At 32.7% G+C, this 19,245-nt stretch carries 12 protein-coding genes, 1 tRNA gene and 2 riboswitches; of the genes, 2 read left to right on the top strand and 11 right to left on the bottom strand.

Going from position 1 to position 19,245, the window contains the following annotated elements; translation table 11 throughout:
* Positions 1–768: 768 nt before the first annotated feature.
* The 6 genes from T473_RS0100375 to T473_RS0100350 form a co-directional block, all read right to left on the bottom strand.
* Positions 769–1,071, bottom strand: coding sequence for a DUF6506 family protein (locus tag T473_RS0100375; protein WP_024620108.1), 303 nt, complete (start codon positions 1,069–1,071; stop codon positions 769–771).
* Positions 1,072–1,194: 123 nt separating this feature from the next.
* A tRNA-Leu gene (locus T473_RS0100370) sits at positions 1,195–1,275 on the bottom strand.
* A 226-nt stretch (positions 1,276–1,501) separates the two neighbouring features.
* Positions 1,502–3,244, bottom strand: coding sequence for a Na+/H+ antiporter NhaC family protein (locus T473_RS0100365; protein ID WP_024620107.1), 1,743 nt, complete (start codon positions 3,242–3,244; stop codon positions 1,502–1,504).
* 122 nt (positions 3,245–3,366) lie between these two features.
* Positions 3,367–3,539: riboswitch (Lysine riboswitch) on the bottom strand.
* A 246-nt stretch (positions 3,540–3,785) separates the two neighbouring features.
* Positions 3,786–5,525 carry a Na+/H+ antiporter NhaC family protein gene (locus T473_RS0100360; RefSeq protein ID WP_024620106.1) on the bottom strand — a complete coding sequence of 580 codons (1,740 nt, stop codon included), beginning with the start codon at positions 5,523–5,525 and terminating at the stop codon, positions 3,786–3,788.
* 137 nt (positions 5,526–5,662) lie between these two features.
* A riboswitch (Lysine riboswitch) is annotated at positions 5,663–5,838 on the bottom strand.
* Positions 5,839–5,927: 89 nt separating this feature from the next.
* The gene (locus T473_RS0100355) at positions 5,928–6,515 is read right to left on the bottom strand and encodes a DUF3841 domain-containing protein (protein ID WP_024620105.1); all 588 of its coding nucleotides are present in this window, start codon (positions 6,513–6,515) and stop codon (positions 5,928–5,930) included.
* Positions 6,491–7,051 carry a DUF3841 domain-containing protein gene (locus T473_RS0100350; RefSeq protein ID WP_024620104.1) on the bottom strand — a complete coding sequence of 187 codons (561 nt, stop codon included), beginning with the start codon at positions 7,049–7,051 and terminating at the stop codon, positions 6,491–6,493. Before T473_RS0100350 ends, T473_RS0100355 begins: the two co-directional genes overlap by 25 nt.
* Before the next feature lie 426 nt (positions 7,052–7,477).
* On the opposite strand from T473_RS0100350, the gene T473_RS0100345 reads away from it, so the two are divergent.
* Positions 7,478–8,464 carry a lipoate--protein ligase gene (locus tag T473_RS0100345; RefSeq protein WP_024620103.1) on the top strand — a complete coding sequence of 329 codons (987 nt, stop codon included), beginning with the start codon at positions 7,478–7,480 and terminating at the stop codon, positions 8,462–8,464.
* Positions 8,465–8,880: 416 nt separating this feature from the next.
* Positions 8,881–12,636 carry a DUF11 domain-containing protein gene (locus tag T473_RS0100340; protein WP_024620102.1) on the top strand — a complete coding sequence of 1,252 codons (3,756 nt, stop codon included), beginning with the start codon at positions 8,881–8,883 and terminating at the stop codon, positions 12,634–12,636.
* 148 nt (positions 12,637–12,784) lie between these two features.
* Here the strand turns inward: T473_RS0100340 and T473_RS0100335 are convergent, their stop codons facing one another.
* From T473_RS0100335 to T473_RS0100315, 5 genes are all read right to left on the bottom strand, one after another.
* Positions 12,785–14,197 (bottom strand): cation:dicarboxylate symporter family transporter, encoded by a 1,413-nt coding sequence (locus T473_RS0100335; RefSeq protein ID WP_029791395.1) that lies wholly within the window; start codon positions 14,195–14,197, stop codon positions 12,785–12,787.
* A gap of 400 nt (positions 14,198–14,597) precedes the next feature.
* Positions 14,598–15,800 (bottom strand): DUF819 family protein, encoded by a 1,203-nt coding sequence (locus T473_RS0100330; protein ID WP_024620100.1) that lies wholly within the window; start codon positions 15,798–15,800, stop codon positions 14,598–14,600.
* Positions 15,801–15,995: 195 nt separating this feature from the next.
* Positions 15,996–17,108, bottom strand: coding sequence for a uroporphyrinogen decarboxylase family protein (locus T473_RS0100325; RefSeq protein ID WP_051365837.1), 1,113 nt, complete (start codon positions 17,106–17,108; stop codon positions 15,996–15,998).
* A gap of 82 nt (positions 17,109–17,190) precedes the next feature.
* On the bottom strand, positions 17,191–18,000 hold the full coding sequence (locus T473_RS0100320; RefSeq protein ID WP_024620098.1) for an HAD hydrolase family protein: 810 nt from the start codon (positions 17,998–18,000) through the stop codon (positions 17,191–17,193).
* A 130-nt stretch (positions 18,001–18,130) separates the two neighbouring features.
* A complete protein-coding gene (locus T473_RS0100315) occupies positions 18,131–19,219 on the bottom strand; it encodes a cysteine protease StiP family protein (RefSeq protein WP_024620097.1) in 1,089 nt (362 codons plus the stop codon).
* Positions 19,220–19,245: the final 26 nt, after the last annotated feature.

Genomic DNA, 19,245 nt, shown 5'->3' with positions numbered 1-19,245 from the left:
ATTATTCAAATTTTATAAGATTAATCTAGAAAAAAGAAAGTAGGTTTAAACTTTATGAAAAAAATTATCAATTACCTCTTAGCCATTTTACAGTTTTCATTAATAGTGTACTGTATAGCTGTTCAATACTTTACAGAAACAAGAATGGGAATGGTTAGACATGTTATGTCTAAAAATATAGAATGGGTTACAAACTATCCATTAGATGGTTTATTAAAGATTTTTAGCTTAGTATTAGTTATATCGATTATATTTTCGATTTTACTATTCATAAAAAAACGAGCTAAAATTAGCTCATTAACATTAATAGTATTTTCATCATTATCCCTTTACTTTTTATGCGCCTTTAGCGTTGAGAGCTACACAAGTTATTATTTTACTATTTTAGGATTGATTGCTATTATTCTAGTACAAGTACTGATGATTTTTATTAATATAAGTAAAAAAATTAAATAGAAATATCATAGCGTGGATATTAAGACATCATCTAATATTCACGCTATAATATTTTATTTATACTTTTTTAAAGGCTTTTTTCTAATTTTGATTAATAACAAAGCATCCTCTAGTTCATGTTCATTCAAAATCCTTTAATGAATCCATCCTCCAGTATTGCCGCATGGATATCTATCTTTCTTTAGTATCTAGTTTAAACTCATTTCTAGTGTACATTTTATATATTGCTACTATATGTCCTATTTAAAAATAAATAAAAAAGGCTTTACAAAAAATAACTATAATTTATTTTAGAAAGCCTTATCTCACATATTAAAATTTAGAAAAGAAGTTATTAAATAAGCTGTCTTGCTCCGGCTTATGTACTACAAATCCGATAGCTACCTCGTTGTTTGTAAGGTCAATTATCTTTTGAGCCTCACCTTCACCAAATGCTCCACAAAGTTCTATTGCACCTACTCCATCTTTTTGTAAATCTACTGCTTTTAAGTAAGCTTCTTTAAAATTTCTAACTGCACATATATAAGTAACTTGTTTTTCGGTTTCAAAGCAGGCATAGTGCTCATCAGGATTATAATGAGGGCCCATTAGCAAAAAAGCATATTTATTTTTCATAAAATCACTCCCATATTTTTTATTATTCATACACTATTTATTCTAGCATTTCGAAATATAAAAGTCATCAAATAAATAAAAAGCCCAAAGCTTAAATGTAATCTAAGCTTTGGGCTTTAGTAGTGCGGATGAAGGGAGTCGAACCCCCACGCCAAAGGCGCTAGATCCTAAGTCTAGTGCGTCTGCCAATTCCGCCACATCCGCTTATGTGATTTTTACCACTTTTATAGTGTACTATCTTTTGGACAATATTGCAAGTTTTTTTTTAGATTTTTTTAAATAAAGCAAAAGAATATATAAATAGGGGAAAATGCAATGGATAAATATATCCAGCACCACAGTCTGAGAATAAATCTTTAACTGTACTTGTACTGGATAACTTCCTCTTTATACATTGACTCATTCATTTATTTTGATACATCGGAATTCGTTAGATTTTTATGCTTTCAGTTGTATCTTCAACACCATCATCTACATCTACTTTTTTACCTAAAATTTGAATTCCAGCAAATACAGCTACAATTGAAACTGGTAAAACTAAATATATAGGTAGTCCAAGTCCTACTGGGATATACCCAAATATAACTGCTATTACTGCTGTAAAAAGTGCATAAGGCATCTGTGTCTTTACATGGTCTATATGATTACATCCCGCCCCCATAGATGAAAGAATTGTTGTATCAGATATAGGTGAACAGTGGTCACCAAATATCGCTCCTGTTAGTACAGCACTTGTACTGGCTAGTATATAAGTCATTTCAGGATTCATTGAGTATGAAAGAGGTATCGCCAGCGGCATAAGAATACCCATAGTTCCATAAGCAGTTCCTGTTGCGAATGATATAATTGCTCCAAGTATAAATATTAGCGATGGTAATAAGAAGTTTGGAAGCGATCCCGACAATAATTTAATAAGGAATTTAGCTGTTCCAAGCTCTTTTATAATTGAACTTAAAGACCAAGCAAGTATTAATATTACACCTGTTATAACCAATGTTTTCATACCGTCAACCCATACATCAATTGCTTCTGATACATTAAAGATCTTTTTAGATACAGCCATAACTATTGCAACAATACTCGCTATAAATGCTGATTGGAATAATGCTAAAGAAGCATTTGAGGCACTAAAAGTTTCTTTTATAGCTGAAAATGAATACGGTGAATTATTAAGTAAGTTGATGAGTGTTGTGTCATCTGAAGCCATTATCTCTGTGTATCCACTATAGTAAAATGATATTAAAGCTACTACTACTAATGTCCCTATAGGAATTATTGCATTCCAAATGCTCAGTTTAACCCCCTCTTTAGGAGCTAAATCGTCCTCTTCTTTACTAGTAGCTAGCTCTGCAACTGACCTATCTAGTCTTCTAGCTCTTATCTCTGCATCTCTCATTGGTCCAAATTCTTTAAGAAGCACAGCTGAAATAACTATAAATACAAGTACTAATATATTGTAAAATCTAAAAGGGATAGTCTGAATAAATACACCAAATGCGTCTACTTGAATTCCAATACTGTTGAAAGCATCGTTTATAAGCCCTACCTCAAGACCAATCCATGTAGAAATTATGGCAAGACCCGCTACTGGAGCGGCCGTCGAATCTATTATAAATGCTAATTTTTCTCTTGAAATCTTCATTTTATCGGATACTGGTCTCATTATCGGTCCAACTATCAATGAATTTGCATAGTCATCAAAGAATACTAAAAGACCTAAAAACCATGTAATAAGTTGTGTTCCTCTAGCTGTCTTAGCTTTATTTGCAAGTAATTCAGCAATAGCTCTTGCTCCCCCCATCTTTGCAACTAGGTTTATTACACCGCCTATTGCAAGTACCTGTAGAATTATTCCCGCATTCCATGGGTCCGATAGAGATTCTACCGCTCTGTTTACAAGATCTAAAAATGACTTGATAAATGCTATTAGAACATTGTTTCCACTAATTTGAAGTATAAAACTTCCAGACATTATTCCTATCATTAATGATATTACTACGTTTTTAGTCATAAATGCCAAAACTATCGCGACTAATGGTGGTATAAGTGTCAACACCCCATATTTTTGCGAATTAATAAGTGCTACATCGACTTCCTCTGCAAAACCTGCAATAGTAAACATTGTAAATATAAATATCGTAGTCAAAATCGTATAAAGTTTTTTGTTTCTCATATTTACTCCTCCTCTTATATTTATGAACACAGATATGGCGATCTGAGAACAAAAAACCTTAGGCTAAAGCACCTAAGGTTTTGATATACATAAATCGACTACTTGAATAAAAGTATAATCCCTCAAATGATAGCTCATCACAAATATATGTGACAGTTATGCATATATTCTATGCATCCCCAGACTAATGACCTTAAAGCATTGGTCATTAACTTCGGCAATATCTCCTTTTATGGCAAATCAACGTGCTTAACTCCTCACCATTACTGATAGATACTGCGCCTCTACCTAGTATTCATTTATCATTCTTTAACTTTGTTAACGTAATTAACATATATTTAACATCATGTTTTAGTATATATTATAATAATCCTTTTTTCAAGTTAATTTGATATTTTAAATTTTTACTTATCGCAATATAAATTCTCAAAAATAAAAATAGCTTGGATCTCCAAGCTATTTTTATAATACTAATGTTATGTCTATTTATGTCTATTTTATTGTATTTTTTAAACTAATATTTTCAATTAAATTACTTTAATTATTTAGCAACAGTTTTATCAACCTGAACATCATCATCTACTTCTACACTCTTACCAAATATTTGTATACCTATGAATATAGCTACTAAGGCTAATGGTAATGCAACATATATTGGGAGTCCAAGTCCAACTGGTATATATCCGAATACAATTGTAATAACCCCTGTAAATAGAGCGTAAGGCATTTGAGTTCTGACATGATCTAAGTGATTACACCCTGCTCCCATTGACGATAGTATAGTTGTATCCGATATTGGTGAACAGTGATCTCCAAATATTGCTCCTGTAAGAACAGCACTCGTGCTTGCAATTATATAACCCATATCTGGATTCATTGAGTATGCAAGAGGTATTGCTAAAGGCATAAGTATTCCCATAGTTCCATAAGAAGTACCAGTTGCAAAAGATATTATAGATCCAAGTACAAATATAAGCGATGGCAATAAAAAGTTTGGTAAAGATCCAGATAACATTTGAATCATATACGCAGCTGTTCCAAGTTCATTTATAATTGAACTTAATGACCATGCTAATATAAGTATTACACCTGTTATAACTAGAGTCTTCATCCCATCGACCCAAACATCTATGGCTTCAGAAACAGTAAATATTTTTTTACCTGCTGCCATAGCTATACCAACAATACTCGCTACAAATGCCGATTGAAATAGAGCAAGTGATGCGTTAGAAGCACTAAAAGCTTCTTTAATAGCTATAAAAGAATATGGTGCATCTTTAAATAAAGCTATAAGAGTCGCATCACTAGACTCCTGAATTGTTGTATAACCACTGTAATAGAAAGATATAAGAGCCACCACTATCAATGTTCCTATTGGTATTATTGCATTCCAAACACTTAGTTTAACTCCTTCTTTAGGAGCTAAGTCATCTTCTACTTTACCTGATGAATCATAACTCGCAGATTTTCCACCTCTTCTCGCCTTGATTTCGGCGTCTCTCATTGGTCCAAAATCTTTAAGAAGTATCGAAGAAATAACTATAAACGCAAGTATCAGTATATTATAAAATCTGAATGGTATAGTCTGTAAAAACACTCCGAAAGCATCTACTTCTATCCCAATGCTGTTAAATGCGTCGTTTATCAGACCGACTTCAAGTCCAATCCATGTAGAAATTATTGCAAGTCCAGCAACAGGAGCTGCTGTTGAGTCTATTATAAATGAAAGCTTTTCTCTTGAAATCTTCATCTTATCAGATACTGGTCTCATTATTGGACCAACGATTAAAGAGTTCGCATAGTCATCAAAGAAAACTAATAGTCCTAAAAACCATGTAATAAGTTGTGTTCCCTTTGCTGTCTTGGCTTTTCTAGCTAGTACCTCCGCAATAGCTTGTGCACCTCCCATTTTAGCAACCAGGTTAATTACTCCACCGATCGCGAGTACTTGCAAGATTATTCCTGCATTCCACGGATCAGATAATGATTCAATCGATCTGTTTACTAAATCCAAAATTGACAATATCAGTGCAACAAATACATTGTTTCCAGTTACTTGAAGCACAAAGCTTCCCGCAACAACTCCGAGCATTAATGAAATAACAACATTCTTTGTCACAAATGCTAATATAATTGCTACTAATGGAGGTATTAGTGTAAACACTCCAAATTTCTGTGCATTTATTGTTGCTACATCACTACCTTCTGCAAACCCTATAACGGTAAACATTGAAAATATAATTATTGTAGTCAGAATAGTATATAATTTTTTATTCCTCATATAAGTTAAACCCTCTCCTTCTATGCTGTGAATAAATTAAGTCGAGATTATGATAGCGAAACTAAAAAAAACCTCAGGCTTAAACACCCAAGGCATAATCTACATATGCAAAATCAATATGTATTATTTATAATTCCTCAAATGATAGCTCACCACAAAATTTCATGTGACAGTTATGTATATATTCTATACATCCCCAGACTAATGACCTAAAAGCTTCAGCCACTAACTTCGGCAACATCCCCTTTTATAGCAAATCAACGCGCTTTAACTCCTCACTATTACTTATGGATACTGCTCCTCTACCTCAATTTTCACTTATTCAATTTTCATTTGCTTTAGTATAGCTTATAAATTGTTATATTTCAAGCGTATATATCTGAACATAAGGTTAAATTTAGCTTAACAATCGTAGTCTACAATCCACTCTTTTTTTATCTGCCAAACTGATGCTTGAACAGACTTAACACAAGAAAAATTCCCTGATTTAATTTCTTCATTATTCAAAAATAATTTAGACCAACTATTCGTAATCCTTTTCTTTAGCAGAGGGTAAAAACTTGTAAGCATTATATCACTGTCATGCTTAATGCCGTATTGTTTTAAAATATGTCTGAATTCCTTATCATCATTTTTATCTTGAGGTATGTATTCTAAACTTAGAATTTTGTTCCAGTCGTACATATCAAAAAATAAGACTTCATCAATAGGAACATTTAATTCTAAAATACTTGTATTAGGAAATCGCTCTAAGCTATACAAGTCTTTATAAACCCAGTATGGATACTCCGCCCTCTCAGGTTTTTCTACAATTTTACAAGCTTCTTCAGCAAACCAGTTGTATGCTGTAATAAATATCTTAGAACTCTCTTGATACTTTCTTTTAATAAATTCTTTTTTTGAAAAACATGTTCCTTCCATTTCAATGATATCTAAAACTGAATTGTTTAGTGAAGCAAATAACCTTACTGTATTACATTTGTTATCCATTCACTTCTAACCTCCCATATGGTTCCGTATTTTTCTTTGTTTTTATCAATAACAACAGAATCATCAAACAATAGATCCCAACTCTTTATGATTTCTTTTTTTATCTCAGGATAAAATCGAGACATATATGCCTGAGCATCATCTGTCCCATAGATCTTTAAAATTTCTTTATGTCTCTTCGAATCTTTTTCATCTTTTGGAATGTAAGAATAATTTAATATGGTACCCCATTTGCTGATATTTACGGGCATAATGTTTTTTGGATCAAGTTCTAATTCTAATATTACAGTGTCTTTACTAGGCAACATAGTCGCTTCTTTAGATAGCGAGACCCATATCGGGTACTCAGCATCTTCTGGCCTTTTTATACTTTTTGAAGCTTTGTTTACATACCAATTGTACACTTCAAGTACCAAGTTAGCATGTTCTTTAAGGTCCTCTATTATGTACTCTTTTTTTGCAGTGTAACTACCAGTTTCTTGAAGTTCATTTAGCACATTTACGTGCTGCTTCGACCACACGATAATCTTATCCATTTTAAACTTCATCCTTTTTATTAGAATTTTATAAAACTAACATATACTTTCTTTATATTAGATAGATATAATAATGTATAAAGATATGTCATTTGCTAGTATATTAGAGATGTTATGCCTTTATTATACAATAATTTCAGTAAAATTATAATTGATAATCTATAGCAATATACAATAATTCTACGACTTTTACTAATGTCTTTATATTTACGAGCTTATAATACATGTTATAATATGTATAACATATAAGGTAGTAAAAAATTAATCTGTAGTGATTATAATTTACTATAACTATACATAACAGATTAAATTTAAATAGTACTTATCAATAATTACAAGTACGGTTAAATATGAAATTTCAGATGCAAAATGTAGAACTGAAATACGAAATCTCAAATATGCAAAATTTGAAAAGGGAGAAATATTATGTTACTAATTTATAATGACAAGACAACACCGTATTTTAACTTAGCTATGGAAGAATACCTTTTAAAGAACTTCAACAGTGATTTGTTTATACTTTGGAGAAACGAACCTTCAATAATCGTAGGAAAAAATCAAAATACTATATCAGAGATTAATTTAGATTATATCGAAGAACATTCGATTCCAGTTGTTAGAAGACAATCTGGTGGAGGAGCTGTTTTTCATGATTTAGGAAATATAAACTTCACTTTTATATCAAATGACAACAGTTTCAGTGATTTTAGAAGATTTACTCAACCTATAATCGATCTACTTAAAACCATGGATGTAAATGCCGAATTTTCTGGCAGAAATGATCTACTTATAGAAGGCAAAAAGTTCTCTGGAAATGCACAGTACAACTATAAAAATAAAACTATGCACCACGGAACGCTAATGTTCTCTTCGCAGATAAACGATCTTTCTAGTGCATTAAAGGTCAAACCTATAAAACTAGAAGGTAAGGGAATTAAGTCAGTTAAGTCGCGTGTTACAAATATAATCGATCACTTAAAAGGTGAAATGGATATTTTAGAATTTAAAGATACTATTATGGATTATCTAGCTAAAACAAATCCAGATAATGAGCTTTATACTTTAAGTGAGTTCGATATAGAAAATATACAAAAATTAGTAGATGTAAAATACGGAACTTGGGAATGGAACTTTGGTAAATCTCCAAAGTACAACTTTACCAATGAACTTAAATATCCAGGTGGAAATGTAGAATTCAACTTAAACGTAGTTAAAGGTGTTATAACTGAGATTAAATTTTATGGTGACTTTTTCGGCAGAAGAGATGTTTCTTTTGTTGAAGATGATTTAACAGGTGTAATTCATGAAGAAGCCGCTATAAGGTCAGTTTTAGATAAAATAGATATCGATGAGTATTTCCTTGGAGGTAATTCTGAGATATTAGTCGCTGGATTGTTTGGAAAGAATATTTAGAGTTGAATTATCAGAATCAAAAAGTCTAAGGTTTCCCTTAGACTTTTAATTATATCTTTTTACATTAACTTCTTATTTAAAAATTAGGGTTAGAATATTTCTCTATCTTATAGATAATACCAGTAGGTCCCATATTAAAATTAACTAACGCTTGAAGAACATCTCCCTTAGGATAGTGCATTAAAATCTCAACAGCTTTACCATCATCTCCAAAACCTGTATTTCAAATTCCCAGATGCAATCTAAGCAATATACCCCCCAAAGTCCCATGAAAAATTACAAAGCAAATTATTAATATAATTTAGTCTTTATTAGTCGTATTATATATAAATTTGTCATTTTTAAATCTATATTTCATATATTAGTTATATAATTGAAAAATTATATAATATTTTTTAAATGAAGAGGTGATTTTATTGGCAACAGTATCAGGCCGTGTTGTATTTGACATAGACAGAAGCGCAACAATAAATGCTGGAGATTCAGGTCTAGCAAATGTACCTGTTATCTTACAAAATACGGCAACAAATGTAAGGCTTGTAGTTCTTACAGATAGTAACGGTAATTACTCATTTATTAATGTTCCTAATGGCGACTATAGAATTGTGGAGTCATATGGAACAGTAGGTGGAATCCCTACTCCAGGAGATTTTACTACGGCAGTAGTGGGGCCTTTTGCAGTAGGAGCAAATCCTCCTATAAGTTTTGCAACAAATCCACCAATAGGTTCAACAAATCTAGACTCACTAACTCCAGATACACTTTTTGTTACCGTATCCGGATCAGATATAGCTAATGAAAACTTTCTGAATGGACCAGTTATATACACTCCTCTAAATTCAGAGCTGGATTCATGTGTATCAGTATCAGATGTGAATCTTATCGATGCCGCTAGTAATGGTACTTTTGGTTTCTTTTCTCAGGGAACTCCAGCTAATACAGGCGCTCCAGTCGAGCCGTATCCAGGGGTTACACCTGATTTTATTTATGTACTTCCAGATCCTAGTGATTTTACACCGGATGATGGTGAGTATACAGTACAAAATATAATGACTAACGCGTTTAGTAATAATCTAGGGGCTTGGTGGCGTATTGCAGATCATACTACTGGTAATGAGACTGGAAGAATGATGATTGTAAATGGATTTAATCCAGGATCAGTTTTTTTTAGAGATGTTGTAATGGTTCAACCCAATACAAACTATTTATTTAGCTCATGGATATTAAATTTATTTAAAGTAATAGGATTTGCAAATCCTGCACTTGGTGTTAGAATTTTCGATCCAGATGATAATATTCTGTATAGTGCTACTTTAGGTACAGAAATTCCCGTAAATACCAATGCTCCAGAGTGGAAAGAAATTGGAACTGTAATTAATTCTCAAAATAATACAAACCTTACTGTAGAGTTCTTAAGTGAAGGCCCGGCTGCAATTGGAAATGATTATGCCATTGATGATATATCATTAATGGAGATACAGATACCAGAGTTTATACCTGTAAAATCAGTTGATACACCAATTGCAAATGTAGGCGAAACTGTAACGTATACAGTAACATTAACAAATACATGTAGTAGCAGTTTAACTAGTGTATTTTTCCAGGATATAGTTCCTAACGAATTGGTTTTTATACCTCAAACAGTTACTATTAACACGATACAAGATTTAGATGCTAATCCAAACACTGGATTCGCTTTACCAGATGTGCCAGGAGGAAGTTCAGTCACAGTTACTTTTGATGCCTTAGTAGTAAATGTGCCTATTCCAAATCCTACTTTTAATAGCGCAACAATCAACTACCTTTATACTCCTGTCCCAGGTGGAATAGACGGTGAGTATACTGTAACTTCTAATGTAGTTCCTCTTGAAGTGACTCCTTTAGCGGATGTGTCTGTGATAAAAACAGCTAATCCTAATCCAGTGCTTCCAGGTGAATTACTAGTCTATACTATAGAAGTATCAAATTTGGGTCCATCTAATGCTGAGAATGTTGAATTAATAGACGCTATACCGCCGAGTATATTAGGTCCAGAGTTTTCAATAGATGGTGGGGTAACATTTAATCCTTGGACTGGAATTTATAATATAGGTACCTTAACATCAGGAGAAACTAGATTTATCCAAATCCGAGGCACTGTATCTCCAAATGCATTGGGAATAATTATTAATACAGCAACTGTAACATCCTCCACACCAGATCCAAATCCAGATAATAATAGTTCTACTGTAGAAGTTGGCGTTAACTCATTAGCAGATGTTTCAGTGGTAAAAGCAGCTAACCCTAATCCTGTACTTCCAGGTCAGCTACTAGTCTATACAATTGAAGTATCAAATGCTGGCCCATCTGATGCTGAGAACGTTGAATTAATAGACGTTATACCTTCAATTATATTAGGACCAGAGTTTTCGATAGATGGTGGCGTTACATGGAATCCTTGGACTGGAATTTACAATATTGGTACCTTAACAGCGGGAGTAACTAGATTTGTTGAAATAAGAGGTACTGTTTCACCAGATGCAACAGGTATTATAAGCAATACAGCTACTGTAACTTCTACTACACCTGACCCTAATCCAGACAATAACAGTTCCACTGTAGAGGTTGGTGTTAATTCATTAGCAGATGTTTCAGTGGTTAAAACAGCTAACCCTAATCCTGTACTTCCAGGTCAATTACTAGTTTATACAATCGAAGTGTCAAATGTTGGTCCATCTGATGCTGAGGACGTTGTACTAACAGACAATATACCTCCAGAAATATTGGGACCTGAGTTCTCAATAGATGGTGGGGTAACATGGAATCCTTGGACTGGAATTTACAATATAGGTGCTTTAATATCTGGTACTACAAGATTTATTCAAATAAGGGGTACTGTTTCACTAAATGCAACAGGTATCATAAGTAATACAGCTACTGTAACATCTACTACACCTGACCCTGATCCAGATAATAATAGCTCTACTGTAGAGGTAGGCGTTAACTCATTAGCAGATGTTTCAGTGGTAAAAATAGCTAATCCTAATCCTGTACTTCCAGGTAGATTACTGACTTATATAATACAAGTATCAAATGCAGGCCCTTCAAATGCAGATAATGTTGTATTAACAGACAATATACCTCCAGAAATATTAGGAGCAGAGTTCTCAATAGATGGCGGGGTAACATGGAATCCTTGGACTGGAATTTACAATATTGGTACTTTGAATTCTGAAACAACAAGAGTTATTCAAATAAGAGGCACAGTTTCACCAAATGCAACAGGTTTAATAAGTAATACCGCTACCGTAACATCTACTACACCGGACCCTGATCCTGATAATAACAGCTCTACTGTAGAGGTTGGTATTAACTCATTAGCAGATGTTTCAGTGGTTAAAATAGCTAATCCTAATCCTGTACTTCCAGGCGGGTTATTGACTTTTATAATACAAGTAGCGAATGCAGGTCCTTCAAATGCAGACAATGTTGTATTAACAGACGATATACCTCTAGTAATATTGGAACCTGAGTTCTCAATAGATGGAGGTGTGACATGGAATCCTTGGATTGGAAGTTACAATATAGGTACTTTGATTTCTGGAGCTACAAGGGTTATCCTAATAAGAGGTACAGTTTCACCAAGTGCAACAGGTATAATAAGTAATACGGCTACTGTAACATCTATTACACCGGACCCTGATCCTGATAATAATAGTTCTACTGTAGATGTAGACGTAGAAACTAATGGGGTGGCAGATATCTCAGTAGAAAAAACATTAAATCTTAACCCTGTACTTCCATGTGAGTTTTTAGTATATAATATAAAAGTATCAAATGCTGGACCATCTGACGCTGAGAATGTTGTAATAATAGATGATATACCTCGATGTATTATCTGTCCTGAATTCTCAATAGATGGAGAGCTAACATGGAATCCTTGGTCTGGAAGTTACTCCATAGGAACCTTAGCTACAGGAGAAACAATAACTATTCAAATAAGGGGTCAAGTATCTTCATGTGCAAAAGGAAAAATCTGTAATATAACAGAAGTAACTTCAACAACACCAGATCCAGATCCATCTAACAATATATCGACTGCGATAACTAATGTAGTTAATTGCTGTGAGCCATGCCGTAAATCTGATAGTTGCAATACTAAGAAATGTAAATGTCACAAATATAAATATTAGTAATTTAAAGTGTTAATTAACTTTATATAATAAAAAAGCAATTTAAAGAGTCTATCTTAACCTATATTAAGATAGACTCTTCTTCATTAAAATGTATAAAACCACTTATAAACGGACTCATTTCTTCAGAGACAAAGGAAAATGATATTTATTTTTTTACCGCTTCTTTATCTTCCATTCCATCCTTATAATAAATATTTTTATTTACTTTTCCTAAAGATTTTCCAACAGTTATCGAAGTTACCATAGATCCATTCACGTTTATCATAGTTCTACCCATATCTAATATAGGATCTATCGCTAGTATTCCTGCTGCCAGCGGAAAATATGGACCAAGACCAACTCCAGATAATACAACAGATACCGCCATTGTAGCTGTGCCTGGAAGCCCTGCTATACCTATCGAACCTATTGTTATAACTATAAATAACATTGCATAGAACGTAGCATTCATTTCTATTCCAGCCATATTTGCTACTGTCACTGCCATAAGTGCAGGATATATACCAGCACAACCATTCATACCCATATTAGCTCCTAAACTTGCTGCAAAACTTGATACGCTTTCTTCTACACCTTGTTTTTCAACTAAGTTGTTTATTGTTACAGGGAGTGTTCCTAAACTTGAACGAGATGTAAAAGCTAATACTAATGGCTCTATTGCATTTTTAGCATATTTTATAGGGTTTATACCATTAAGTGATATTATTATTAAGTGAACTATAAAAAGTATAAATGTAGATATATAAAGTGCAAAAACAAACTCTAATACTGATAACATTGATCCTATCCCACCTGATGTTATAGTATTTGCAAGCATCGCTACAACCGCATATGGCATCAATGTTATAACTGTCATAGCAACACTTACTATGATCTTATAAAATGCCTCTACTAGGTCCACAAATGGTTTTATAATATATTCATATTGTTTATTTAATCCCTTAACTGCAAGACCTAAGAATGCAGCAAATATAATTATAGCAACTATATTTGCATCTGCCATAGCTTGAACTGGGTTTGTTGGTAATAATCCAATTAATGTATCAACTACTGATGTTATCTCTTTCATTTGTGCAGTATTGTCTACAATACCTTTAACCCCTTCACCTAAGTGCATAAATTTTCCTACAACAATTCCTATAGTTGCTGCTATCGCTGTAGTTCCTAATAACATTCCTATAGTTCTGAATGTCATAGATTTTAAATTTTCTCCATCCTCCATGTTGATTATTACTCTAAGTATTGACACAAATACAATTGGAACGACTAGCATTTTTAATAGAGCCATAAACCCACTACCAAATAGACCATACCATTTAGTAACCTCCTGCAACCATACTACTTTAGTCGGGTCATCTGGCATACCAGCAACCATTTGTATTATTATACCTAATGCGAGCCCCATAATTGTTGCAATAATGGTCCTCATAGAGAAGCTAACTTTCTTATTCCCTAATTTTTTAACAAAAACAAACATTCCTAATAATACAGCTATGAAAAGTATTGTTTTTAAATCTGTAATCATTATAAATTTTGAAAAAAACGAACTTTTTGCCATTGTATATCTCCTTTTTATTATAATTTATTAATTACTTTATTTCGGCATATTGATCCTACCGAAATATACTAACATTGATAATGATTAATCAACTATCAAATTGATAATTCCATTGTATATTATACAGCTATCATTTTGATAATGCAAGTTTTTTAGAGAATTAACTCAATAAAATAAAATTCTCTAATTTTTAATTATATATTTTATCGGTTATTTAGTCGTTCTTAATAAACAAGATTATTATATAGGTAGGCAAATAAAAGAGCTGGATAAAACAGTTCTAATTTCAACCATCTTATCCAGCATATAATTTCACTTTAAATTCTCTCAAATGTCATAATAATTATAACATCGCATTTTTTTAGTCAATTATCACCAATCACAAATCACCAATCGCAAGTTACATCAATATATTACCAATAAAAAGCCCAAAGTAATTTCCAACTATATAACCAAGAGTCCCTACAATAAGTATAGGCCCTACTAGTTTAGTCCACCCTCTAGAAATAGCCATTGCTGCAGCTGTTGTCGGCCCACCTATATTTGCATTTGATGCAAGTATAGCTTCCTCAAGAGTAAAATTAAATATTTTAGCACCTGTAAAAGTAATTATCATATTTATAACTACCATGACTACACAATATAAAAGTAACAGTGGGGATTTTTGAATTATTAATCCTATAGAAGCTGGTACCCCTATAACTACAAAGAACAGATAAATTAAAAATGTTCCTATCTCTTGTGCTCCCTTTATCTCTGCAAAGAACTTAGGTATAAATGTAGCAAGCAACATCGTTATAGTTGTTATAATGAGATACTGGTTTCCAAAAAGAGTATTTAGCATCGAAAATAAAGGATTTGAAGTAGGTATAATCGATGCGAGTAGACCTGCCAACTGTACAGAAACTGCCACAATTATAAATGCACTCGCAATTGCAAAAGCTATATCTTTAAGCGAAATATCCTTACCACTCCAATAGCTTGATGCCGCTGTCTCTCCTGACTTAACCTCCATACTCTCAAACTCATCTACATGAGGATGTTCAAAGTGCTTTCTAAAGAATGCTATAGATGGTACAGATATCAATACAAAGAAATATAATGCCATTAATAAATTATCAGCTACTACAGCAGCAGACACCAAATCACCTGGAACCTCAAATGCACCTGACATTGCTGCAAAGTTAACTCCACCACCTATGTAAGATGCAGACATCATTGCTGCAACCATATATAAATTAGGAATTAATTTTTGAAGTGCTAAGAATCCTAGAACTGAACCAGTCATAGTTCCTACAGAACTTATTAAAAATATAATAAGCAGTCTTCCACTTTCTTTCCATATTTTTTTTATATTACATTGATATAAAAGTAAAGCAATTGCTAATGGTACTACATAACTCCAAACTTGATCGTAAACTGGCGATTCAGTTGGAATCACTTTTAAATTAGATAGTACCATTGCTCCAACTAAAGCTATTATTGCACCAGAGATTTTAGATGCCCAATCGTACTTTTGCTCTAAGTATATACTAAAAGCAGCCCAACCGGTTATTATAGCCCACAAGACCCATATATTATCGGAACTTATCAAACTCTTCATCTTATCCCTCCCCATTATTTTTTAAATATTCTTACAATATCTCTTCTTTATTATTATATGATTAAACTGTTGCACAACTACTATATACAAGAATAATTATAGGTCTACTTTGTTACTACTATCAATTTATATTAAACATAAATACATTTCCAACAGTATCCAAAGTAGACCTATAATTTTAAAAGATTATCGAAATTATTCAAATAAACCTTTGCACAATTTTCCTTTTTGTGCTCCTCTTCCATACTTTTTAGCAGCATATGCAAATGCGTGTAAATTTTCCCTAGGAGTACTCAAAGGAACTTGACATCCTGTAAATAGCATATATCCCATAGGGTTGTCGCTTCCTTTTCTTAAACATACCTTTACTGCTTCTATTACATCATCTATTGTACCATCTCTCATAACTTCAACAGGAGGTACATTTCCAGATAGTACTAATTTATCTCCAACTAAAAGTTTTGCCTCTTCTAAATCCTCACAGTTATCTATACTTAAAGATTTAATTCCTATATCCACTAAGTGTGTCCAAATTCCTTTAGTCTTTCCACAGATGTGTATTGATGGCGTAAATCCAGTAATCTCTTTAATTCCATCAATTAAATCCTTTAAATGTGGTTTTGAAAAATCTTCAAATTGCTTTACATTAATAAGGCTAAGTGATCCAACAGGATCTGCTACATTTACAGGTACTGGCCCTAGTTCTTTGCAAACTGCTTCAACCCATACAAGTGAACATTTCACACTGAAGTCAAGCAGTCTATGTAAATTATCATTATCTTTAACCACGTCTCTAAGAACGTTTTCTGGTTTTCTAATAGATGCAGCAGTTGTAAATGGACCTGCTACACCTGTAGCTATTCTTCTATCTGGATAGTGCTTTTTAAGAAATCTTATTTTATCGATTAAATCTGGTAATCTTCCGTCTTTGTAAGGATCGATTATATTCATAGTGTCAAACATGCTGTAATCTTTTAGAACGAAATCAGATACATAATCCATGCCATTTTCTGGATAAATTACAGTTGATCCTAATGCTTCTCCTATAGACTTAAGACCTAAGCCTACTTCTGATCCACTTGAACCAAACTCAGCATTTATCTTATCCATAATATCACATTGCACATCCATATACTTTCTGTATTCTCCAATTGTATAACCGTATAATGGAGCTGCTGTGTCAGGGTCTATAAGCATATACGGTATTCTATCTACCTCTTCACCTTTAAAATAAGCTGTACTTCTTTCCATGTCAGTCATAGTATCTTTGTACTTTTCCATATCTACTAACAACTCTTCATAGTTCATATATATACCTCATTACCACAAATTTTCCAATATTACATTTTCAATAACATCAAGTGCAGTATAATATGACCTACTGCATATACTAAGCTCCAGCAGTATTTAATTCTTCCGTTATATTGCCCTTTATAATTATACTTTGTAAAATCTCTTCAGTGCCTTTCATTCCCTCAGATATGCTTATATCAAACCCTCTAACTAAAGCAATACTAGAGAGTTCTCCATGTTTTAAAGCGTATGGATTATCTGACAGTGACAACATACCATCATCCATCAATGAATCCCCTATCGAGTAAAACGTCTCTATTCCAACCACTTCAGCCAAATATTTAACAGCATTTTCTTTAGTCAATCCTCTTGGAAGAAAGTATATCTTTCTGCCACTCATAAATACCTTCCAACCTATAGTATCAAGTGTATCTGTAAATTCCTTTAACATGTTTATTTTGAAAACTTCTAAATCCACAACTAAATAGAAAAACAATTCTTCAGCCTTTCTAAATTTCAAAATACCCGGACTATCTTTGTACTTTTTAAAACTCTCTACTACTTCGTCAATCGATTTCGACTTTGACAGAATTTCTTTCAGCATAACTTGCCAACTTTCTAAGATTTCACCATTTCTTAGGATAACTCCACCGTTGGAAGTAATAACCCACGGAAAATTTATACCAAACTTTGAAAATTCTATTCTGCTAAATTGATTTAGCGTCCTAGTTGTAGCAGGAATAAAAAATCCCCTTTTTTGTATCTGCTTAATCATATCTATAGTATGCTTTGAAACATATGATATTTCTCTACCTTCATATACTTCTATATTTGAATAATCAACATCTGTATTTAAAAATTTATTTGAATATATTATACTTCTATCTAGATCAGAAAAAACTAACATGCATAGCTCCTTTATATTTTTTAGTGAGAATATCTTTGAATTTTATTATATTTTAATCTCACTTTCGTTGAGATTAATTATTTATATTTTTATTCTACTGGGAATTAATGTAATATAGTATAGTATTAATCTAAACATCCTTCATGTTCTTTATTATCCCACAACATCTGTAGGCTTTTAAATCTGCCTCTACAACCTCCACATTTTTTTCTTCGGCTAGAATTATAATATGGTCCAGAGTCTCATCATTTATATCTTTTACAAGTACTTTATACGGAATCCTTCTAAGTAAAACTCTGGTAGTCTCTCCAACCCCAGGTTTTATAAAGTTGACATCCTCTATTTTATACTCGCTCTTTATCATTGCAACATCTTTATCGCCATCTTTAGTAAGTTTGTCTTCCGTCCATTTACTCATGTCTTCATCTATAGTTTTGTATTGATCTTTAAAACAATTTTCAATAGTCTCAATATAATTTATAGATTCGTCTCTATCTACTAAGTGGTCGTAAAACTTAGCCCCATGGAAGTCGTTTTCTCCAATCAAGTCGCTTCTAAGAACAGTTCTGCTAACTAGACCAGATACAGTAGAGTTAAGACATGCACTTGGAATTAAAAAATCCTCTCTTATTCCATATAGACTTGAGTATCCAGCAGGATCAGCTAAAACTGCAAGTGTGGAATCAAATTTCGTCCCAAATTTATCTTCTAAAACCCTGCACGCCTTTTCTATTTCACGCGAAATAGTTCCCTTACCTGTCCAACCATCTATAAACTGTATTGCTGAACCTTTATGATTCTCTATTATATAAGACATAGCATTCAAATCTATTCCTCTGTCTCTAATTATCGATATAGTGTAATGGCTGAGATTTAGATTGTATCTATCTTTTAAATATCTCTTAGTAAGTATTCCTATAGGGGTACCCGCTCTCGCCAACGAAACAAGTACTACATCTTTTCCATTCTTATTTATTATTTTTTCACACATCATACCTATCGCATAGGACAATTTTCCTTTGGTCTCTTCTAGTTTTTCGCGGTACAGTTTCAAATACTCTTCACTTACTTCATATTCTATAGGTATCATCTCTGAATAATGAGTTCCACTCTGTATCTTTAATTCACGTTCTTTATTTCCCTGTTCTTCAATATTATTCGAAATATCCTTTAATAAAAAAACTACATCATCTTGTGAATACGTTCCAAACTTCTTCAATTTATCATCTCCTCTGCAAGTAAAAT

Source organism: Clostridioides mangenotii TR (genome assembly GCF_000498755.1).
In the GTDB taxonomy this organism is placed as follows: Bacteria; Bacillota; Clostridia; order Peptostreptococcales; family Peptostreptococcaceae; genus Metaclostridioides; species Metaclostridioides mangenotii_A.
This window is presented reverse-complemented; position numbering and strand designations above follow the sequence as displayed.